Origin of the sequence: Pseudomonas boreofloridensis, from assembly GCF_030580795.1 — a bacterium.
GTDB classification, from domain to species: Bacteria; Pseudomonadota; Gammaproteobacteria; order Pseudomonadales; family Pseudomonadaceae; genus Aquipseudomonas; species Aquipseudomonas boreofloridensis.
This window is the reverse complement of sequence record NZ_JAUQOQ010000026.1, coordinates 1-19,174: the sequence shown is the minus strand read 5'-3', so window position 1 is coordinate 19,174 and position 19,174 is coordinate 1. Positions and strand designations below refer to the sequence as shown.

At 65.5% G+C, this 19,174-nt stretch carries 21 protein-coding genes; 8 read left to right on the top strand and 13 right to left on the bottom strand.

What is annotated here, in order from left to right:
* Positions 1-13 precede the first annotated feature (13 nt).
* The 5 genes from Q6A47_RS21400 to Q6A47_RS21380 all read right to left on the bottom strand — a co-directional run bounded on the left by Q6A47_RS21400 (position 14) and on the right by Q6A47_RS21380 (position 6,085).
* Complete coding sequence (locus Q6A47_RS21400) at positions 14-2,191, bottom strand: malate synthase G (RefSeq protein ID WP_304485309.1); 2,178 nt, start codon at positions 2,189-2,191, stop codon at positions 14-16.
* A gap of 360 nt (positions 2,192-2,551) precedes the next feature.
* Positions 2,552-3,439, bottom strand: a complete 888-nt coding sequence (gene rarD / locus Q6A47_RS21395) for an EamA family transporter RarD (RefSeq protein WP_116889603.1) — start codon at positions 3,437-3,439, stop codon at positions 2,552-2,554.
* Positions 3,440-3,478: 39 nt separating this feature from the next.
* On the bottom strand, positions 3,479-4,453 hold the full coding sequence (locus tag Q6A47_RS21390; RefSeq protein WP_304485308.1) for a serine/threonine protein kinase: 975 nt from the start codon (positions 4,451-4,453) through the stop codon (positions 3,479-3,481).
* 72 nt (positions 4,454-4,525) lie between these two features.
* Positions 4,526-5,290, bottom strand: a complete 765-nt coding sequence (locus tag Q6A47_RS21385; protein ID WP_295488343.1) for a TOBE domain-containing protein — start codon at positions 5,288-5,290, stop codon at positions 4,526-4,528.
* Between the two features lie 57 nt (positions 5,291-5,347).
* Positions 5,348-6,085, bottom strand: a complete 738-nt coding sequence (locus Q6A47_RS21380; RefSeq protein WP_304485307.1) for a ComF family protein — start codon at positions 6,083-6,085, stop codon at positions 5,348-5,350.
* Between the two features lie 90 nt (positions 6,086-6,175).
* Here Q6A47_RS21380 and bioB point away from each other — a divergent pair, with 90 nt between their 5' ends.
* From bioB to Q6A47_RS21340, 8 genes are all read left to right on the top strand, one after another.
* Positions 6,176-7,234 (top strand): biotin synthase BioB, encoded by a 1,059-nt coding sequence (gene bioB / locus Q6A47_RS21375; protein ID WP_029614016.1) that lies wholly within the window; start codon positions 6,176-6,178, stop codon positions 7,232-7,234.
* A gap of 2 nt (positions 7,235-7,236) precedes the next feature.
* Entirely contained in the window at positions 7,237-8,409 is a 1,173-nt protein-coding gene (gene bioF, locus Q6A47_RS21370; RefSeq protein WP_304485306.1) for an 8-amino-7-oxononanoate synthase, read from the top strand.
* Positions 8,402-9,133: an alpha/beta fold hydrolase gene (locus Q6A47_RS21365; protein ID WP_029614017.1), complete on the top strand. Its 732-nt coding sequence runs from the start codon at positions 8,402-8,404 to the stop codon at positions 9,131-9,133. The genes bioF and Q6A47_RS21365 overlap by 8 nt, the downstream gene beginning before the upstream one ends.
* Entirely contained in the window at positions 9,126-9,944 is an 819-nt protein-coding gene (gene bioC, locus Q6A47_RS21360) for a malonyl-ACP O-methyltransferase BioC (RefSeq protein ID WP_304485305.1), read from the top strand. The genes Q6A47_RS21365 and bioC overlap by 8 nt, the downstream gene beginning before the upstream one ends.
* 1 nt (position 9,945) lies before the next feature.
* Positions 9,946-10,626 carry a dethiobiotin synthase gene (bioD, locus tag Q6A47_RS21355; protein ID WP_304485304.1) on the top strand — a complete coding sequence of 227 codons (681 nt, stop codon included), beginning with the start codon at positions 9,946-9,948 and terminating at the stop codon, positions 10,624-10,626.
* A 130-nt stretch (positions 10,627-10,756) separates the two neighbouring features.
* Positions 10,757-11,053: a hypothetical protein gene (locus Q6A47_RS21350; RefSeq protein ID WP_029614020.1), complete on the top strand. Its 297-nt coding sequence runs from the start codon at positions 10,757-10,759 to the stop codon at positions 11,051-11,053.
* 208 nt (positions 11,054-11,261) lie between these two features.
* A complete protein-coding gene (locus Q6A47_RS21345) occupies positions 11,262-13,067 on the top strand; it encodes a phenylacyl-CoA dehydrogenase (protein ID WP_304485303.1) in 1,806 nt (601 codons plus the stop codon).
* Between the two features lie 152 nt (positions 13,068-13,219).
* Positions 13,220-13,378: a YqaE/Pmp3 family membrane protein gene (locus Q6A47_RS21340; RefSeq protein ID WP_033727371.1), complete on the top strand. Its 159-nt coding sequence runs from the start codon at positions 13,220-13,222 to the stop codon at positions 13,376-13,378.
* 36 nt (positions 13,379-13,414) lie between these two features.
* On the opposite strand, the gene Q6A47_RS21335 is transcribed toward Q6A47_RS21340, so the two are convergent.
* The 8 genes from Q6A47_RS21335 to Q6A47_RS21300 form a co-directional block, all read right to left on the bottom strand.
* The gene (locus Q6A47_RS21335; RefSeq protein ID WP_304485302.1) at positions 13,415-15,208 is read right to left on the bottom strand and encodes an alpha/beta hydrolase family protein; all 1,794 of its coding nucleotides are present in this window, start codon (positions 15,206-15,208) and stop codon (positions 13,415-13,417) included.
* Positions 15,201-16,349 (bottom strand): pyrroloquinoline quinone biosynthesis protein PqqE, encoded by a 1,149-nt coding sequence (pqqE, locus tag Q6A47_RS21330; RefSeq protein WP_304485301.1) that lies wholly within the window; start codon positions 16,347-16,349, stop codon positions 15,201-15,203. Before pqqE ends, Q6A47_RS21335 begins: the two co-directional genes overlap by 8 nt.
* Positions 16,321-16,596: a pyrroloquinoline quinone biosynthesis peptide chaperone PqqD gene (gene pqqD, locus Q6A47_RS21325; protein WP_304485300.1), complete on the bottom strand. Its 276-nt coding sequence runs from the start codon at positions 16,594-16,596 to the stop codon at positions 16,321-16,323. The genes pqqE and pqqD overlap by 29 nt, the downstream gene beginning before the upstream one ends.
* Complete coding sequence (pqqC, locus tag Q6A47_RS21320) at positions 16,593-17,348, bottom strand: pyrroloquinoline-quinone synthase PqqC (RefSeq protein ID WP_029614025.1); 756 nt, start codon at positions 17,346-17,348, stop codon at positions 16,593-16,595. The genes pqqD and pqqC overlap by 4 nt, the downstream gene beginning before the upstream one ends.
* A gap of 9 nt (positions 17,349-17,357) precedes the next feature.
* Entirely contained in the window at positions 17,358-18,269 is a 912-nt protein-coding gene (gene pqqB, locus Q6A47_RS21315; RefSeq protein ID WP_029614026.1) for a pyrroloquinoline quinone biosynthesis protein PqqB, read from the bottom strand.
* A gap of 78 nt (positions 18,270-18,347) precedes the next feature.
* Positions 18,348-18,425, bottom strand: coding sequence for a pyrroloquinoline quinone precursor peptide PqqA (gene pqqA, locus Q6A47_RS21310; RefSeq protein WP_080754815.1), 78 nt, complete (start codon positions 18,423-18,425; stop codon positions 18,348-18,350).
* 177 nt (positions 18,426-18,602) lie between these two features.
* Entirely contained in the window at positions 18,603-18,800 is a 198-nt protein-coding gene (locus Q6A47_RS21305) for a hypothetical protein (protein WP_369811580.1), read from the bottom strand.
* Between the two features lie 167 nt (positions 18,801-18,967).
* Positions 18,968-19,174: hypothetical protein (locus Q6A47_RS21300; RefSeq protein ID WP_304485299.1), on the bottom strand; the 207-nt coding region annotated here is incomplete at its 5' end.

The following is a 19,174-nucleotide window of genomic DNA, read 5'->3' as shown; positions in this document are numbered from 1 at the left end:
GGGCCGGAACGGCTTACAGCCCGTTGCGGGCCTTGAACTCGCGACGACGACGATGCAGCACCGGCTCGGTGTAACCGTTGGGCTGCTTGGCCCCTTCGATCACCAGTTCCACGGCGGCCTGGAACGCGATGTTGTCATCGAAGTTCGGCGCCATCGGGCGATACTGCGCATCGCCGGCGTTCTGCCGGTCGACCACCGCTGCCATACGCTTGAGGCTTTCCAGCACCTGCTCCTGGGTCACCACGCCATGGCGCAGCCAGTTGGCCAGCAACTGCGCGGAGATGCGCAGCGTGGCGCGGTCTTCCATCAAGCCGACGTTGTTGATGTCCGGCACTTTGGAGCAGCCCACGCCGTGGTCGATCCAGCGCACCACATAGCCGAGGATGCCCTGGGCGTTGTTGTCCAGTTCGTTGCGGATCTCGTCGTCCGACCAGTTGCGGTCGGTCGCCAGCGGGATGCTCAGGATGTCGTCCACCGACGCCGGGGTACGGCTGGCCAGCTCGCGCTGACGTGCCTGCACATCGACCTTGTGGTAGTGCAGGGCATGCAGCGTGGCAGCGGTCGGTGACGGCACCCAGGCGGTATTGGCGCCGGACATCGGGTGCGCGATCTTCTGTTCGAGCATCGCCGCCATCAGGTCCGGCATGGCCCACATGCCCTTGCCGATCTGCGCACGGCCCTGCAGGCCGGTGGCCAGGCCCACGTCGACGTTGTTGTTCTCGTAGGCACCGATCCATTTCTCGCTCTTCATGGCACCTTTGCGCACCATGGCGCCGGCCTCCATCGAGGTGTGGATCTCGTCGCCGGTGCGGTCGAGGAAACCGGTGTTGATGAACGCCACGCGTTCGGCGGCAGCCTGGATACAGGACTTGAGGTTGACCGTGGTACGGCGCTCCTCGTCCATGATGCCGACCTTCACGGTGTTGCGTGGCATGCCCAGCAGGTCTTCGACGCGGCTGAAGATTTCAGCCGCGAACGCCACTTCCTCGGGGCCGTGCATCTTCGGCTTGACGATGTACACACTGCCCGAACGGGTGTTGCGGCGGGTGGTGTTGCCGTTGAGGTTGTGCAGGGCGATCAGGTTGGTGAACAGGCCGTCCTGGATACCTTCGGGCACCTCGTGGCCTTGGGCGTCGAGGATCGCCGGGTTGGTCATCAGGTGACCGACGTTACGCACGAACAGCAGCGAGCGGCCGTGCAGGGTGACCGTGCCGCCGTTCGGCGCGCTGTATTCGCGGTCAGGGTTCATGGTGCGGGTGAAGGTCTTGCCGCCTTTGCTCACGCTTTCGGCCAGGTCGCCCTTCATCAGGCCCAGCCAGTTGCGGTAGACGATGACCTTGTCGTCGGCGTCCACCGCCGCGACCGAGTCTTCGCAGTCCATGATGGTGGTCAGCGCCGACTCCATGAGGATGTCCTTGACCCCGGCGGCATCGGTGCTGCCGACCGGCGTGTTGGCGTCGACCTGGATCTCGAAGTGCAGGCGGTTGTGCTTGAGCAGCACGGCTGTCGGCGCACTGGCCTGGCCCTGGAAGCCGATCAGTTGCGCGTCGTCGCGCAGGCCGCTGTTGCTGCCGCCCTTCAGCGCCACGACCAGCTTGCCGGCGTCGATGCGGTAGGCGGTGGCGTCGACGTGCGAGCCGGCTGCCAGGGGCGCGGCCTCGTCGAGGAAGGCGCGGCCGAAGGCGATGACCTTGTCGCCGCGCACCTTGTTGTAGCCCTGGCCCTTTTCGGCGCCGCCGTCTTCGCTGATGGCGTCGGCGCCGTACAGCGCGTCATACAGCGAGCCCCAGCGGGCGTTGGCGGCGTTCAGGGCGAAGCGGGCATTCATCACCGGCACCACCAACTGCGGACCGGCCATCTGGGCGATCTCTTCGTCGACGTTTTGCGTGGTGGCCTGGAAGTCGCCTGCTGCGGGGAGCAGATAACCGATTTCCTCGAGGAATGCCTTGTAGGCCGCGGCGTCGTGGGCCTGACCCTGGCGTGCCTGGTGCCAGGCATCGATCTTGGCTTGCAGCGCGTCGCGCTTGGCGAGCAGGGCTTTGTTCTTTGGAGCGAGGTCGTTGATGATCTTCTCTGCACCGCTCCAGAACTGCTCGGCGACGATGCCGGTCCCCGCCAGGGCTTCGTCGTTGACGAAGTCGTAGAGAACCTTGGCGACCTGAAGGCCACCGACTTGAACGTATCCAGTCATTGCTTGCCTCACTCTGCTCAGCTGTTTCGCTCTTCTGTATTGAGCCTGTAGCGCTTCTCCCAACACGCGAAGTGTCCGGCCAGCCAGCGGGCTGGAGGACGAATCGCATGGTGTCACAGGCGCCTCGGCAGACCCCCGGACGACGTTTTGTAGTCTGCGCTGGCGAATACTACATGATGCGCCAGACGCGTGAACATCAGACTAAAAGCGTCGTCCCGCGACCGCTCGGTCGCTTGGGGTCACGCTAGGAAAAGGCATGTTCGCAAAAAACAGACAGATTGTTCCAGATAAATCTAAAAACGGTACACGATTCTCGGGCCGTTTCGTTTTGCTGGAGCGTTCCTGTCTGCGGCGCGTCGATCATCTGCGCTTGCGCAGGGTCAGCCAGGCGTCGACGCTATAGATCGCCAGCCCTGCCCAGATAAAGAAGAAGGCCACCAGAGTGCTCGCCGACAGGTGCTCGTCGAACAGCAGCACCGCCTGCAGCAGCACCAGCGTCGGTGCCAGGTACTGCAGGAAACCCAGCGTGGTATAGGGCAGGTGGCGCGCCGCCGCGTTGAAGCACAGCAGCGGCACCAGGGTCACCGGGCCCGCGGCCATCAGCCACAGCGCCTCGCTGCTGCCGAAGAATGCCAGGTGCGCGCTGTTGGCCTCTGGATGCAGCAGCAGCCAGCCCAGGGCCAACGGCACCAGCATCCACGTCTCCACCACCAGACCCGGCAGCGCCGCCACCGGTGCCTGCTTGCGGATCAGGCCATAGAAACCGAACGACAAGGCCAGGCCCAGCGACACCCACGGTAAGCCACCGACCTGCCAGACCTGTTGCGCCACCCCAGCGGCCGCCAGCCCCACCGCCAGCCATTGCAGGCGGCGCAGGCGCTCGCCAAGCAGCAGCAGGCCCAACAGCACGTTGATCAGCGGGTTGATGTAGTAGCCCAGGCTGGCCTCCAGCATGCGTCCGTTGTTCACCGCCCACACGTAGGTCAGCCAGTTGGCGGCGATCAGCGTCCCGCTCAGCGCCAGGATGCCCAGGCGGCGCGGGTTGTCACGCAGTTCGCGCCACCACTGCGGATGCTTCCAGACCGCCAGCAGCAGCGTGCCGAACAGTGCCGACCACAGCACCCGGTGGACGATGATCTCCACCGCCGGCACGCTCTGGATGGCTTTGAAATACAGGGGGAACAGGCCCCAGATGATGTAGGCGCTCAGGCCCAGGATGTACCCGCGTTGCGGGTTGGCGGCTTGCATGCAGAGTCCTTGCTTGAACGACTGGGTGGGACTTTGGGGTCAGAACACTTTAAGTGGCGCTTCGTCCAGCGCGGCGATCTGTTCGCGCAGCGCCAGGATCTGATCGCCCCAGTAACGGGGCTGGCCGAACCAGGGGAAGCTGCGCGGGAACGCCGGATCGTCCCAGCGCCGCGCCAGCCAGGCGCTGTGGTGCAGTTGGCGCAGGGCGCGCAGCGGCTCGATCAGGGCCAACTGGCGCGGGTCGAAGTCATGGAACTCGTTGTAGCCGTCCACCAGTTCGGCCAGTTGCCCCATTCGTTCTTCGCGGCTGCCGGCGAGCATCATCCACAGGTCCTGTACCGCTGGGCCCATGCGGCAGTCGTCCAGGTCGACGACATGGTAGACGTCGTCACGGTGCATCAGGTTACCGGCATGGCAGTCGCCGTGCAGGCGGATGGCCTGGCACGGGGTGCGTGCGTAGATCGCCTCGACCCGCGCCAGCAGATCGCGCGCGACGGACTCGAAGGCCGGTAGCAGTTCGCGAGGCACGAAGTGGCCGTCGAGCAGGGTCTTGAGCGAGGCATGGCCGAAGTTGTCCACCGCCAGGGTTTCGCGGTGCTCGAACGGTCGCGTCGCCCCCACGGCATGCAGGCGCCCGAGCAATTGACCCAGGCGGTACAACTGATCGAGGTTGCCGGGCTCCGGCGCATGTCCGCCGCGGCGCGGGAACAGGGCGAAGCGAAAACCCTGGTGGGCGAACAGGCTGCGACCCTCATGTTGCAAGGGCGCGACGATCGTCACTTCGTGCTCGGCCAGCTCGAAGCTGAACGCATGCTCCTCGAGGATCGCCGCATCGCTCCAGCGGTCCGGGCGATAGAACTTGGCGATCAGTGGCTGCTGGCCTTCGATGCCCACCTGATAGACACGGTTCTCGTAGCTGTTGAGCGCCAGTACCCGCGCGTCGCTGAGAAAGCCCAGGCTTTCGACGGCGTCCAGGACCAGGTCGGGGGTGAGGGTGTCGAAGGGGTGGGACATGAAAGCTCCGGCAAGGGAAGGCAGGCCGATCATGGTAACCCATTGCGCTGCGGCCAACTCTGGCGCCTGTGCTCAGACCGGCACGCCCAGCAGCACGAACGAGGGGTGGAACTGCGCCCGCACGGTGCTGCCCGCCGCCAGCCCTTCCTGTTGCAGCCAAGCGGCTTCGGCGAACGCGCAGAGGGTCTGGCCGTTGCCCAGGGCCAGGCGCAGTTCGCGGGTGTCGGCCTGATCGGCGAGGATCTCTTCGACTCGCACCTGTACGCAGTTGCTGTGCGGGTCGGCCTGCGCCGTGGCGCCGAGCAGCGTGACCCAGCCGGCCTTGAGCAGCGCCACCACCGTGCTGCCCGGCGCCAGCTCCAGGCGCTCGGTACTGTCCGGGGTGATCAGCGCATCGATTTCCAGGCCGCCGCCGAGGGTCAGGGTCACGCGGTCATGGCGTCCGTCGCGCACTAGCCGGCCGACCTGTCCGCGCAACTGGTTGCGGGCACTGGTACGCAGCATCAACCGCCCCAGCAGGTCCAAGTCGCCTGGCTCATCGCTGGACTCGAGGATTTCGCTGTGCAGGGCCTGCAACCGCTGATACAGGCGCAGCACGCGCTCGCCTTCTGCCGACAGCCGGGCACCGCCACCGCCCCGGCCACCGGCGTTGCGCTCGACCAGCGGCTGCGCGGCCAGGTTGTTGAGCTCGTCGATGGCGTCCCAGGCGCTCTTGTAGCTGATGCCCGCCGCCTTGGCGGCCGCGGTGATCGAGCCTTGTTCGGCGATGTGCTGCAGCAGGCCGATGCGCTGGGGGCGGCGCAGGATGTGTTGAGCGAGCAGGGCGGGCAGTGACATGGGTGCGATGACCAGGAAGGCGATAGGGCAGAAACTTGCCTCTGCCGGCCAGGCACGTCAAGCCTGCTCGGGTCTGGCCGTGCGGGCCAGGCAGTAGACATCGACGCGGCGCGCGCCGCCTTGGCGCAGCAGGCTGGCCAGCGCGCGGGCCGTGGCACCGGTGGTCAGCACGTCGTCCACCAGCGCCACATGCCGCCCTTGCAGCACCGCCTGTGGGGCGAGTGCAAAGGCCTGGCGCAAGTTCTGCCAGCGCGCCTTGGCGTCGAGGCTCTGTTGCGCCACGGTGTCGCGTGGTCTCAGCAGCCAGCGCTCTTCGCAGGGGATCAGCAACGGGCCGGACAACCAGCGCGCGAGCATGCCGGCCTGGTTGAAACCGCGCTGGCGCAGCCGTCGCCTGGACAGGGGCACCGGCAGCAGGAGGTCGGGTCGGGGCAGGTCCTGGTCATAGCGGTGCTGCAAGGCGTGCCCCAGCAACTGCGCCAGCAGCCGCCCCAGCGGCCACTGCGCACGGTGCTTGAAGCTACTGATAGCGGTATCCAGCGGGAAACCGAAGTGCCATGGCGCCACCACCTGCTCGAACGGCGGCGGCCGGCGTTTGCACGGGCCACAGGTGAGGCCGCGCATCGGCAGTTGCAGGGCGCAGCGCGAGCACTGCTCATCGAGCCAGGGCAGGTCGTGCTCGCAGGCCGGACAGAGTGGATAAGGCTGTTCGGCCCGCGCATCGCACAGCAAACAGAAATGGTTACTATTTAACCAGTTGTTGACCAGTTGTTTTAAGCGTGGTTGACAGTGCATGGGCCTTCCCTGACTATGCGCGCTATCCGTGATGCGCTGGCGGGCTCTACCTGTCCCGGCGCCTGTCAGAGCCTAGATAAGGAAACGCCGATGAGCGCCAGCGCAACTGCAACAACACGTCACGACTGGTCCCTGGACGAGGTCAAAGCGCTGTTTCAGCAACCCTTCAATGACCTGTTGTTCCAAGCCCAGATCGTCCACCGCGCGCACTTCGACCCCAACCGCGTGCAGGTCTCCACGCTGCTGTCGATCAAGACCGGCGCCTGCCCGGAAGATTGCAAGTACTGCCCGCAGTCCGGTCACTACAACACTGGGTTGGAAAAGCAGAAGCTGATGGAAGTGCAGAAAGTGCTGGAGGAAGCCGCACGGGCCAAAGCCATCGGCTCGACCCGCTTCTGCATGGGCGCTGCCTGGAAACACCCCTCGGCCAAAGACATGCCCTACGTGCTGGAAATGGTCAAAGGCGTCAAGGCCATGGGGCTGGAAACCTGCATGACCCTCGGCAAGCTCGACCAGGAGCAGACCCAGGCGCTGGCCCAGGCCGGCCTGGACTACTACAACCACAACCTGGACACCTCGCCGGAGTTCTACGGCAGCATCATCACCACCCGCACCTACAGCGAGCGCCTGCAGACCCTGGCCTATGTGCGTGACGCCGGCATGAAGATCTGCTCCGGCGGCATCCTCGGCATGGGCGAGTCGCTGGACGACCGCGCGGGCCTGCTGATCCAGTTGGCCAACCTGCCCGAGCACCCGGAGTCGGTGCCGATCAACATGCTGGTCAAGGTCGCCGGCACGCCGCTGGCCGACGAGGCCGATGTCGATCCGTTCGACTTCATCCGCATGCTGGCCGTAGCGCGCATCCTGATGCCCAAGTCGCACGTGCGCCTGTCCGCCGGTCGCGAGCAGATGAATGAGCAGATGCAGGCGCTGGCGTTCATGGCCGGGGCCAATTCCATCTTCTACGGCGAGAAACTGCTGACTACCGCCAACCCGCAGGCCGACAAGGACATGCAACTGTTCGCCCGTCTGGGCATCAAGCCCGAAGCCCGCGAAGAGCACGCCGATGAGGTGCACCAGGCGGCCATTGAGCAGGCACTGGTCGAGCAGCGCAGCAGCGAACTGTTCTACGACGCCGCATCGGCCTGAACATGGCGTTCGATCTGGCGGCGCGTCTGGCCGAACGCCGCGCCGCGGACCTGTACCGGCAACGGCCGCTGCTGCAAAGCCCGCAAGGCCCGGAGGTCATCGTCGATGGCCAGCGCCTGCTGGCTTTCTGCAGCAACGATTATCTGGGCCTGGCCAATCACCCCGACGTGATCGCGGCCTGGCGCGACGGCGCCGAGCGCTGGGGCGTCGGCGGCGGAGCCTCGCATTTGGTGATTGGTCACAGCACGCCGCACCATGCGGTCGAAGAAGCCCTGGCCGAACTCACCGGACGCCCGCGTGCGCTGCTGTTCAGCACCGGGTACATGGCCAACCTGGGCGCCATCACGGCGCTGGTGGGCCAGGGCGATACGGTGCTACAGGACCGCCTCAACCATGCCTCACTGCTCGATGGCGGGCTGCTCAGCGGCGCGCGTTTCAGCCGTTACCTGCACAACGATGCGGCCAGCCTAGCGAACCGCTTGGGCAAGGCCAGTGGCGACACGCTGGTGATCACCGACGGCGTGTTCAGCATGGACGGCGACTTGGCCGACTTGCCCGCGCTGTCGGCCGTGGCCAGGCCCAAGGGCGCCTGGCTGATGGTCGACGACGCCCATGGCTTCGGCACGCTGGGCGCCCGGGGCGGCGGCATCGTCGAGCACTTCGGCCTGGGCGTGGACGAGGTGCCGGTGCTGATCGGCACCTTGGGCAAGGCCTGCGGCACGGCAGGCGCCTTCGTGGCCGGCAGCGACGACCTGATCGAGGCGCTGGTGCAGTTCGCCAGGCCCTACATCTACACCACCAGCCAGCCCCCGGCGCTGGCCTGCGCCACCTTGAAAAGTCTGCAACTGCTGCGCGACGAAACCTGGCGGCGGGAGAAGTTGGCGGCGCTGATAGGCCAGTTCCGCGCGGGCGCGCAGCAGATCGGCCTGGTGTTGATGGACAGTCCCACGGCCATCCAGCCGATCCTGGTGGGCGATGCGGCGCGGGCGTTGAAGTTGTCGGCGATGCTGCGCCAGCGCGGGCTACTGGTGACCGCGATTCGTCCGCCCACGGTTCCGGCTGGCGGCGCTCGCCTGCGCGTGACCCTCAGTGCGGCGCACAGCGAGGCGCAGGTCCAGCTATTGTTGAATGCATTGGCCGAGTGTCATGCACAGCTGGAGTCCGCCCATGCGTAATCGACTGATCCTCCTGCCCGGCTGGGGGCTGGGCACCGCTTCACTGCAACCCCTGGCCGCCAGCCTGCGCGCCCAGGACCCGCGCCTGCACGTCGAACTGGCGCCCTTGCCCGAGCTGGCCGAGGCCAGTGCGCAGGTCTGGATCGACTACCTGGACCGCAAGCTGCCCACCGATGTCTGGCTGGGCGGCTGGTCGCTGGGCGGCATGCTCGCCAGCGCCCTGGCGCATAAACGCGGCGATCATTGCTGCGGCCTGCTGACCCTGGCCAGCAACCCCAGTTTCGTGGCGCGCCCCGACTGGCCCCATGGCATGGCCGAGGACACCTTCGGCACCTTCCTCGACGGCTGTCGCAGCCATCCGCAGGTGACCCTCAAGCGCTTTCGCAGCCTGTGCAGCGAGGGTGCACAGCAGCCGCGCACGCTGCTGCGTCAACTCGGCGTGGGCGTGCCGGACACCGACCCGCTGTACCTGGCCAATGGCCTGGAGGTGCTGGCGCAACTGGACACCCGACAGGCCCTGGAGCACTACGCCGGGCCGCAGTTGCACCTGTACGCCGGCAGCGACGCGCTGGTGCCGGCCGATGCGGCCAAGGCCCTCAGCGAATTGCTGCCAGACGTCGAAGTGGGTCTGGTCGAAGACAGTTCCCACGCATTCCTGCTGGAGTACCCGCAGGAGCTGGCGTCGGGCATCAAGAGTTTTTTGCATGAGAGTGGCGATGACTGACCTTTCCCATCCGCCGTTGCCCGGCGCCTTGCCCGACAAGCGCCAGGTGGCGGCCTCGTTTTCCCGCGCAGCGGCCAGCTACGACAGCGTCGCTGCGCTGCAACGCGCAGTGGGCGAGGCGCTGCTCGAACGCCTGCCGGCATCGCTGCCCCCCGCGCGCTGGCTCGACCTGGGCAGCGGCACCGGCCATTTCAGCCGAGCCCTGGCCACACGCTTCCCGGGCGCCCACGGCCTGGCGCTGGACATCGCCGAAGGCATGCTGGCGCACGCGCGTCAGCACGGCCGGGCGCATCATCATGCGGCGGGCGATGCCGAGCGCCTGCCGGTGCGCGACCAGGTCTTCGACCTGATTTTCAGTAGCCTGGCAGTGCAATGGTGCGACGCCTTTGCCAGCGTGCTGGCCGAGGCGCAGCGGGCGTTGCGCCCGGGCGGGGTGCTGGCGTTCAGCAGCCTGTGCGTCGGCACGCTGGAGGAACTGCGCGCCAGTTGGCAGGCGGTGGACGGGCAGGTGCACGTCAACCGCTTCCGCCGTTTCGACGACTACCAACGCCTGTGCGCCGACAGTGGCCTGACCGTGCTTGGCCTGGAGCGTCGCGCCCATGTGCTGCATTACCCGGACGTGCGCAGCCTGACCCACGAACTCAAGGCCCTCGGCGCCCACAACCTCAATCCCGGACGCCCTTCGGGCCTGACAGGGCGGGCGCGGGTGCAGGGCATGCTCCAGGCCTACGAACAGTTCCGCGACGCCCAAGGGCTGCCCGCCACGTACCAAGTGGTCTATGGCGTCCTGCGCAACGATCAAGAGCACTGACATGAACCACGCCTACTTCATCGCCGGCACCGACACCGACGTCGGCAAGACCACCATCGCCGCCGGCCTGCTCAATGCCGCGCAACGAAAGGGCTGGAGCACCCTGGCCGGCAAACCGGTAGCCTCCGGTTGCGTGCTCGGGGCCCAGGGCCTGCGCAACAGCGATGCGCTGGCACTGATCGAACAGAGCTCGATCAAGCTGCCGTACGAGCAGGTCAATCCCTGTGCCTTCGAGCCCGCCATCGCGCCGCACGTGGCCGCCCGCGAGGCCGGTGTGGCGCTGGCCGTGCCAGCCCTGCGCGACGCCATGCGACAGGTGCTGGCACAGGGCGCCGACTTCACCCTGATCGAAGGCGCCGGTGGCTGGCGGGTGCCGTTGTCCGACCAGGCCAACCTGTCCGATCTGGCAGTGGCGCTGAAGTTGCCGGTGATCCTGGTGGTGGGTGTGCGCCTGGGCTGTATCAACCATGCCCTGCTCAGCGCCGAGGCTATCGCCCGCGACGGTCTGCAATTGGCCGGCTGGGTGGCCAATGTGGTGGATCCGCGAACGGCACGGCTGGAAGACAACCTCGCCAGCCTCGCTGAGCGCTTGCCCGCGCCGTGTCTGGGACGCGTGCCCTGGCTGAAAACGGCCCAGGCGCAGATGGTGGCCGAGTACCTGCATCTGGACGTGCTGCAATAGCGGTCGCGGGCGGGCACATGCCCTCTCTCTATCGGATGGCACTGGGCTATTAGGGATTTAAACGGGCCTTTTTGCCGCCAGGCTGGTTTAATCAGGGCTCGTTTCTCAATCCGTCATGTGGAGTCCTGACATGGAAATCAACGGCAGCTCTGCTTTCTACGCAGGTCTGGGCGCCATCCAGAACGGTCAGAACCGCCTCGACCAGGCCGCCAATCAGATCGCCAGCAATGGCGTCGAACGCGCGACCAGCAACCAGTCCACCGATTTCCAGGCTGAGCGCCTGCGTGGCGTGGACCGCAGCCAGCAGCAAGACCTGGCCACCAGCACCGTGCAGCTCGCCCTGGGCAAGCACGAGGTCGAGCTGGGCGTGAAAGTCGCCAAGGCATCCGACGAAATGCTCGGCAAGTTCATCGATACCTACGCCTGATCCCGCTCTCCCAGCGCGCCCGCTCTTCGGGCGTTGCTGCCGCCCTGCCATGACCGAAACGCCCTCTTGCGCGACCAAATTGGCACCATGGTCCCTCCTTGACATTGTTCCGGGCTAAACGTAAGTTTCAAACAACTGTTTGACCGAAAGCCGCCAAGAGCTGGTCGGTGCCCGCGGTCCCCAACGAACTAGCCAGAGGTTCATCGCCATGCCCGAATACAAAGCCCCCTTGCGTGATATTCGCTTCGTCCGTGACGAGCTGCTCGGGTATGAAGCGCACTATCAGAGCCTGCCAGGTTGCCAGGACGCCACCCCGGACATGGTCGATGCCATCCTTGAAGAAGGCTCGAAGTTCTGCGAGCAGGTCCTGTCGCCGCTGAACCGCGTCGGCGATCTGGAAGGCTGCACCTGGAGCGAGTCGGGCGTGAAGACGCCGACCGGCTTCAAGGAAGCCTACAAGCAGTTCGTCGAAGGTGGCTGGCCGAGCCTGGCCCATGATGTCGAGCACGGCGGCCAGGGCCTGCCTGAATCGTTGGGCTTGACCCTGAGCGAGATGGTCGGCGAGTCCAACTGGTCCTGGGGCATGTACCCAGGCCTGTCCCACGGCGCGATGAACACCATTTCCGAGCACGGCACGCCTGAGCAGCAACAGGTCTACCTGACCAAGCTGGTGTCTGGCGAATGGACTGGCACCATGTGCCTGACCGAGCCGCATTGCGGCACCGACCTGGGCATGCTGCGCACCAAGGCCGAGCCTCAGGCTGACGGCAGCTACAAAGTGTCCGGCACCAAGATCTTCATTTCGGCCGGTGAACACGACATGGCCGACAACATCGTGCACATCGTCCTGGCTCGCCTGCCCGATGCGCCGGCCGGCACCAAGGGCATTTCGCTGTTCATCGTGCCGAAGTTCCTGCCCAACGCCGAGGGCGGCGTGGGCGAGCGCAACGGGGTGAGCTGTGGCTCGCTGGAACACAAGATGGGCATCCACGGCAACGCCACCTGCGTGATGAACTTCGACGCGGCCACCGGCTATCTGATCGGCCCTGCCAACAAGGGCCTGAACTGCATGTTCACCTTCATGAACACCGCACGCCTGGGCACCGCGCTGCAAGGCCTGGCCCACGCCGAAGTGGCCTTCCAGGGTGGCCTGAAGTACGCCCGCGAGCGTCTGCAGATGCGTTCGCTGACCGGCCCCAAGGCCCCGGAAAAAGCCGCAGACCCGATCATCGTGCACCCCGACGTGCGGCGCATGCTGCTGACCATGAAGGCCTTCGCCGAGGGTAACCGGGCGATGGTGTACTTCACCGCCCAGCAGGTGGACATCGTCAAGTACAGCCAGGACGAAGAGGCGCGCAAGAAGGCCGACGCCCTGCTGGCTTTCCTGACCCCGATCGCCAAAGCGTTCATGACCGAAGTCGGCTTCGAGGCCGCCAACCACGGCGTGCAGATCTACGGCGGCCACGGCTTCATCGCCGAATGGGGCATGGAGCAGAACGTGCGCGACAGCCGCATCTCCATGCTGTACGAAGGCACCACCGGCATCCAGGCCCTCGACCTGCTCGGGCGCAAGGTGCTGATGACCCAGGGCGAGGCGCTCAAGGGCTTCACCAAGATCGTGCACAAGTTCTGCCAGGGCCAGGAAGGCAACGACGCCACCAAAGAGTTCGTCGAGCCGCTGGCGGCGCTGAACAAGGAATGGGGCGAGCTGACCATGAAGATCGGCATGGCGGCCATGAAGGACCGCGAGGAAGTGGGGGCGGCGTCGGTGGATTACCTGATGTACTCCGGTTACGCCTGCCTGGCCTACTTCTGGGCCGACATTGCCCGTGTGGCCGCCGAGAAGCTCGCCGCCGGCACCGGCGAAGCGGCCTTCTACACCGCCAAGCTGCAGACCGCGCGCTTCTACTTCCAGCGCATCCTGCCGCGCACCCGTGCCCACATGGCGGCGATCCTGTCCGGTGCCGACAACCTGATGGCGATGAAAGAGGAAGACTTCGGCCTGTCGTGCTGATAGCCGAATCGGCCTGAAACGAAAAGACCGCCTGCCGTTGATCGGTAGGCGGTCTTTTTTTATTTCAGGTATTCAACCCGCTTCGCTTTCAGCGGTTGAACCTCCGGGGCGCCGGGCTAGTCTGTGTTGAAGACTATTCAGGAGAGATTCCCATGGACTTCATTCGCATCATCATCGCTATTCTTCTGCCGCCACTGGGTGTTTTTCTTCAAGTCGGTTTCGCCGGTGCGTTCTGGCTGAACATCCTGCTGACCTTGCTCGGTTACATCCCGGGCATCGTGCATGCGGTGTACATCATCGCCAAGCGCTGAACGAAGCCGGGGCCGTCTCGCGGCCCCGGCGTGTTTTCAGCGTTGCAGCACCCGGCGATAGAACGCCCATTCCTGCTCCAGCGCATGGGCCAAGTTGCCTGCCTGGCGAAAGCCATGACGCTCCCCAGGGTAGAAATGCCCCACCGCTTCCACGCCGTTGGCCTGCAAGGCCTCAAGCATGCTGCGGGTCTGTTCCGGCACCACCACCGCATCCAGTTCACCTTGGAAGAAAATCACCGGCGTCTTGATTCGCCTTGCATGCAGCAGCGGCGTGCGTGCGCGGTAACGGTCAGCGTCGGCCTGTGGGTCACCGATCAGCCAGTCCAGATAATCCCCTTCGAACTTGTGCGTGGCCTTGCCCAGGGCGATGGGATCGCTGACCCCATAGAGGCTCGCGCCTGCGCGGAACACGTCGGCGAAGGCCAATGCGCACAGGGTGGTGTAGCCACCGGCGCTGCCGCCGCGGATGAAGGCCTTGTGCGGATCGATCAATCCACGGCCAGCGAGGTAGTCGACCACGGCGCAGGCATCCTGCACGTCGCTTTCGCCCCAGCGCAGGTGCAGGGCCTGGCGATAGGCGCGGCCATAGCCGCTGCTGCCGCGATAGTTGAGGTCGGCGACGGCGAAGCCACGCTGGGTCCAGTACTGGATACGGGGGTCGAGAACCGGGTAGCAGGCGGAGGTTGGGCCGCCATGGATGAAGACCACCAGCGGCGGCAGGGGGTCGCCGCCTTGGGCGGGGTAGAAGAAACCGTGGGCCTGGTCGTCCCCACTGGGATAGCTGATCGGTTGCGGCTGGCTGATGTGCGCATCGGGCAGTATCTGGCTGCCGCCGGCCAGTACCTGGCAGTCGGAACCGTCGCGGGCGATGGCGAGCACCGCCGGAGGCCGCGTGGGTGAGGCGGCAATCGCGTAGAGGTGCTGCGCATCCAGCGCCAGGCTGCGAAAACGGGTGTAGTGCTGGGCGAAGGTACGGACATCGTTGCCCTCGCGCAGGCTCAGCACGCCGAAACCGTTCTCGAACCAGGTGGCCACGTACTGTTGCGCGCCGAGCACCAGCCAAGTCGAGGCACCGAGTTGCCAGGGCGCTGCGGCGTGGTCGGCGGCGAGCGCTGGCAGGGCTTGCCAGCGGCCGTCGACTTCGCCCCAGGGCTGCCAGAAGCCATCGCGGTCCGACAGACAGTACAAGCGACCTTCGGCGTCGAAGCGCGGCTGCTGCAAGGATTCGTCCAGGCCAGCGACACAGCGTGGCGTGCCCCAATGTCCGGCTTCTAGCCGTTCGCGGCACATCAGTCGCGTCACGGTCCAAGGCTGCGCGGGGCGGTCCCATTCGATCCAGGCCAGGCGTTTACCGTCGGCGCTCAGCGTCGGTGAGGCGTAGAAATCTGCCCCTTCGGCCAGCACCTCGCGGCCCTCGACCGTCAACGCCACCAGCCGATGCTCGACGCGCTCGGCATGCCGTTCCTCAACTGCCAGGAGTTGACCGTCGTGCCACAGCAGGTCGCCGTAGCGGCAGTCCGCCATGGAGGTGAGTGCCTGCGGCGCCGCGCCGTCGAGCGCCTGTCGGTAGACTTGCTGGTCCTGTTCATTGACGAAAAACACGGCGTCATGCGCCAGGCAGAAACTGCCGCCGCCATATTCGTACACCCGGCTGCGCACGCTGAACCCGTCCGGCGTGAGGCACTGGGCCTGGTCCTGGTGCCAGCGCCAGATCCGGCAGGCGCCATCCGCCGGCCGAAACTCGTTCCAGAACACCCCCTGCGCGCTCACCTTCAGCTCGGCGAAGTCGGTGCCAGCGGCCACGGCCTGGGCGGCGCTGAACTCAGCCACGGGCGATGACCCGGGAGTTGCGCTCGTTGCGGAAGGTCATCTGCTCGATCTCCATTTGCGCGGTCTGCGCCTCTTCGCGCGCCTTGAGAATGATGCCGTGGTCCGGCGACTTGGCGCACACCGGATCGGCCTTGCTGGCATCACCCGTGAGCATGAAGGCCTGGCAGCGACAGCCGCCGAAGTCCTTTTCCTTTTCGTCGCACGAACGGCAAGGCTCGGGCATCCAGTCGTAGCCGCGGAAGCGGTTGAAACCGAAGGAGTCGTACCAGATGTGGCGCAGGTCATGCTCGCGCACGTTGGGAAACTGCACCGGCAATTGCCGCGCGCCGTGGCAGGGCAGCGCGGTGCCATCCGGGGTGACGGTGAGAAACAGGCTGCCCCAGCCGTTCATGCAGGCCTTGGGGCGCTCTTCGTAGTAATCCGGGGTGACGAAGATCAGCTTGCACGGATGACCTTCGGTCTTGAGCCGGTCACGGTACTCGTTGGTGATCCGTTCGGCGCGTTCGAGCTGTTCGCGGGTCGGCAGCAGGCCGAGGCGATTGAGGTGCGCCCAGCCGTAGAACTGGCAGGTGGCGAGCTCGACGAAGTCGGCCTCCAGGGCCAGGCACAGCTCGATGATGCGGTCGATGCGGTCGATGTTGTGCCGGTGCGTGACGAAGTTGAGCACCATCGGATACCCATGGGCCTTCACTGCCCGCGCCATCTCCAGCTTCTGCGCAAACGCTTTTTTCGAGCCGGCCAGCAGGTTGTTCACCTGCTCGTCGCTGGCCTGGAAGCTGATCTGGATGTGGTCCAGCCCAGCCTGGCGGAAGGCGGCGATCTTCTGTTCGGTCAAACCGATGCCGGAGGTGATCAGGTTGGTGTAGTAGCCCAGGCGCCGAGCTTCGCCGATCAGCTCGGCAAGGTCCTGGCGCACCAGCGGCTCACCGCCGGAGAAACCGATCTGCGCCGCGCCCATTTCGCGGGCTTCGGCCATCACCTTGAACCACTGCTCGGTACTCAGTTCCTTGCCTTGTTCGGCGAAGTCGAGCGGGTTCGAGCAATAGGGGCATTGCAGCGGGCAGCGGTAGGTCAGTTCCGCCAGTAGCCAGAGCGGCAGGCCCACCGGCACTTCAGGCGAGGACGATCCAGTGTTCGGCACGGGCCACCTCCATGAACTGCTCGATGTCCTCGGCCACTTGGGGAATGCCGGGGAACTGCTGTTCCAGCTCGGCGATGATCGCGGCGACAGAGCGCTGGCCATCGATCAACCCGCCGATGAGTCCGGCGCTGTCGTTGAGCTTGATCATGCCCTCGGGGTACAGCAGCACATGGCCTTGCTGGGCGGGCTCGTACTGGAAACGGTAGCCCGGGCGCCAGTTCGGCACCTTGTTGCGGTCGAGACTCATGGTGCGATCCCCTTGTGCCAGACACGTTCGCTTGTGACGCTGTGATACGGCGGGCGGTTCAGTTCGTAGGCCATGCTCATGGCATCGAGCATGCTCCAGAGAATATCCAGCTTGAATTGCAGAATTTCCAGCATGCGCGCCTGGCCCTCGGCGCTGGTGTAGTGCTGCAGGGTGATCGACAGACCGTGCTCCACATCACGGCGGGCCTGGCCCAGGCGCGTGCGGAAGTACTCGTAGCCAGCCGGATCGATCCACGGGTAGTGCTGCGGCCAACTGTCCAGGCGCGACTGGTGAATCTGCGGCGCGAACAGTTCGGTCAGCGAACTGCTGGCCGCTTCCTGCCAACTGGCGCGGCGGGCGAAGTTGACGTAGGCATCGACGGCGAAGCGCACGCCGGGCAGTACCAGTTCCTGGGACCGCAGTTGCTCCGGGTCGAGGCCCACTGCCTGGCCGAGGCGCAGCCAGGCTTCGATGCCACCGTCCTCGCCGGGTGCGCCGTCGTGGTCGAGCAGGCGTTGAATCCACTCGCGGCGGACTTCACGGTCCGGGCAGTTGGCCAGGATCGCAGCATCCTTCATCGGGATGTTCACCTGGTAATAGAAGCGGTTGGCCACCCAGCCCTGAATCTGCTCGCGGGTGGCGCGGCCTTCGTACATGGCCACGTGATACGGGTGATGAATATGGTAGTAGGCGCCCTTGGCGCGCAGGGCCTGCTCGAACTCGGCAGGGGACATCGGCAGTGCGTCGCTCATCGGGGCTCCTTACAACTCGATGCTCATGCCATCGTAGGCCACTTCCACGCCACGGCGCAGGACTTCGGCGCGCTCGGGCGACGCCTCGTCGAGGATCGGGTTGGTGTTGTTGATGTGGATAAGCACCTTGCGCTGGCGCGCGAAGCCGTCGAGCACTTCGAGCATGCCGCCAGGGCCGTTCTGCGCCAGGTGACCCATCTCGCGGCCGGTACGGGTGCCGACGCCGCGACGTTGCATTTCATCGTCTTCCCACAGGGTGCCGTCCACCAGCAGGCAGTCGGCGCCGTGCATCATCTCCAGCAGCGCGGCATCGACCTGGCCCAGCCCTGGGGCATAGAACAGCTTGCCGCCGGTGCGGGTGTCCTCGACCAGCAGGCCGAGGTTGTCGCCCGGGTGCGGGTCGAAGCGGTGCGGCGAGTAGGGCGGTGCGGCGCTACGCAGCGGGAAGGGAGTGAACCTGAGGTTCGGGCAGGCCGGAATGACGAAGCTGCCCTGCAGTTCGATGCGGTTCCACTGCAACCCGCCGTTCCAGTGGCTGAGCATGGTGAACAGCGGGAAGCCGGTGCTCAGGTCCTGGTGGACCATGTCGGTGCACCAGACCTGGTGCGGGCAGCCCTCGCGCAGGCTGAGCAACCCGGTGGTGTGGTCGATCTGGCTGTCGAGCAGCACGATGGCGTCGATGCCGGTGTCGCGCAGGGCGCGCGCCGGTTGCATGGGCGCGAAGGCCTGGAGCTGGGCGCGGATGTCCGGCGAGGCGTTGCACAGGATCCAGTGTTCGCCGTCGTCGGACAGGGCGATGGACGACTGGGTGCGGGCGGTGGCGCGCAGGCTGCCGTCACGAAAACCCTTGCAGTTGACGCAGTTGCAATTCCACTGGGGGAAGCCGCCGCCGGCGGCGGAACCGAGAATCTGGATATACATGGCTACTCTCTTGCCGGACGACCCTGTCCATGAAACGAAAACGCCCCGGCGGGCCGAGGCGTTGCACTGCAGCGCTGCTTAACGGTTGGCGAAGTACATGGTGACTTCGAAGCCGATGCGCAGGTCGGTGTAGGCAGGTTTGGTCCAGGTGGTCATGGTGGTGCTCCTTCCGGATAGGGTTGGGGTGGTGTCAGCTATCTACTTGGGCGCCGCCTGGAGCAGGAGGTTCCATTGGCTGAGATTGCGCTATCTTACAAGAAAACTTTGTACGCAATGGTTAATTCTTGGAAAAGCGCCGTTGCGTTTGAGGTAACAATCCCGGCGTGGGTTGGGTTATTGCCAGCGCTCATCCGGGGCCTCGCCGTTAGCCAGGCAAAGCCAGCCATGCTCGGCGTCCAGCAGGCTTTTCAGCAGTTCATCCAGTAAAGGCTGAGTGGTGTTGAGAATAGACCGCTGGAGCTGGGAAAGGTCTGTCGGCTCTGTAGCCAGATATGTCTGCCAAGCCCAGTGCGCGACCTCGGCATTGGGCATCGCCGGTTCAGGGTTGGGGTGGTGTCAGCTATCTACTTGGGCGCCGCCTGGAGCAGGAGGTTCCATTGGCTGAGATTGCGCTATCTTACAAGAAAACTTTGTACGCAATGGTTAATTCTTGGAAAAGCGCCGTTGCGTTTGAGGTAACAATCCCGGCGTGGGTTGGGTTATTGCCAGCGCTCATCCGGGGCCTCGCCGTTAGCCAGGCAAAGCCAGCCATGCTCGGCGTCCAGCAGGCTTTTCAGCAGTTCATCCAGTAAAGGCTGAGTGGTGTTGAGAATAGACCGCTGGAGCTGGGAAAGGTCTGTCGGCTCTGTAGCCAGATATGTCTGCCAAGCCCAGTGCGCGACCTCGGCATTGGGCATCGCCGGTTC

Bases quoted from the DNA above. Each gene is read 5' to 3' on its own strand.
- Q6A47_RS21345 (WP_304485303.1), top strand. From the start codon at position 11,262: ATGCCCGAATACAAAGCCCCCTTGCGTGATATTCGCTTCGTCCGTGAC.
- bioD (WP_304485304.1), top strand. From the start codon at position 9,946: ATGAACCACGCCTACTTCATCGCCGGCACCGACACCGACGTCGGCAAG.
- bioF (WP_304485306.1), top strand. From the start codon at position 7,237: ATGGCGTTCGATCTGGCGGCGCGTCTGGCCGAACGCCGCGCCGCGGAC.
- pqqB (WP_029614026.1), bottom strand. From the start codon at position 18,269: ATGTATATCCAGATTCTCGGTTCCGCCGCCGGCGGCGGCTTCCCCCAG.
- Q6A47_RS21380 (WP_304485307.1), bottom strand. From the start codon at position 6,085: ATGCACTGTCAACCACGCTTAAAACAACTGGTCAACAACTGGTTAAAT.
- Q6A47_RS21400 (WP_304485309.1), bottom strand. From the start codon at position 2,191: ATGACTGGATACGTTCAAGTCGGTGGCCTTCAGGTCGCCAAGGTTCTC.
- Q6A47_RS21390 (WP_304485308.1), bottom strand. From the start codon at position 4,453: ATGTCCCACCCCTTCGACACCCTCACCCCCGACCTGGTCCTGGACGCC.
- pqqA (WP_080754815.1), bottom strand. From the start codon at position 18,425: ATGACCACCTGGACCAAACCTGCCTACACCGACCTGCGCATCGGCTTC.
- Q6A47_RS21365 (WP_029614017.1), top strand. From the start codon at position 8,402: ATGCGTAATCGACTGATCCTCCTGCCCGGCTGGGGGCTGGGCACCGCT.
- pqqD (WP_304485300.1), bottom strand. From the start codon at position 16,596: ATGAGTCTCGACCGCAACAAGGTGCCGAACTGGCGCCCGGGCTACCGT.
- rarD (WP_116889603.1), bottom strand. From the start codon at position 3,439: ATGCAAGCCGCCAACCCGCAACGCGGGTACATCCTGGGCCTGAGCGCC.
- bioC (WP_304485305.1), top strand. From the start codon at position 9,126: ATGACTGACCTTTCCCATCCGCCGTTGCCCGGCGCCTTGCCCGACAAG.
- Q6A47_RS21350 (WP_029614020.1), top strand. From the start codon at position 10,757: ATGGAAATCAACGGCAGCTCTGCTTTCTACGCAGGTCTGGGCGCCATC.
- pqqC (WP_029614025.1), bottom strand. From the start codon at position 17,348: ATGAGCGACGCACTGCCGATGTCCCCTGCCGAGTTCGAGCAGGCCCTG.
- Q6A47_RS21340 (WP_033727371.1), top strand. From the start codon at position 13,220: ATGGACTTCATTCGCATCATCATCGCTATTCTTCTGCCGCCACTGGGT.
- Q6A47_RS21305 (WP_369811580.1), bottom strand. From the start codon at position 18,800: ATGCCCAATGCCGAGGTCGCGCACTGGGCTTGGCAGACATATCTGGCT.
- bioB (WP_029614016.1), top strand. From the start codon at position 6,176: ATGAGCGCCAGCGCAACTGCAACAACACGTCACGACTGGTCCCTGGAC.
- Q6A47_RS21385 (WP_295488343.1), bottom strand. From the start codon at position 5,290: ATGTCACTGCCCGCCCTGCTCGCTCAACACATCCTGCGCCGCCCCCAG.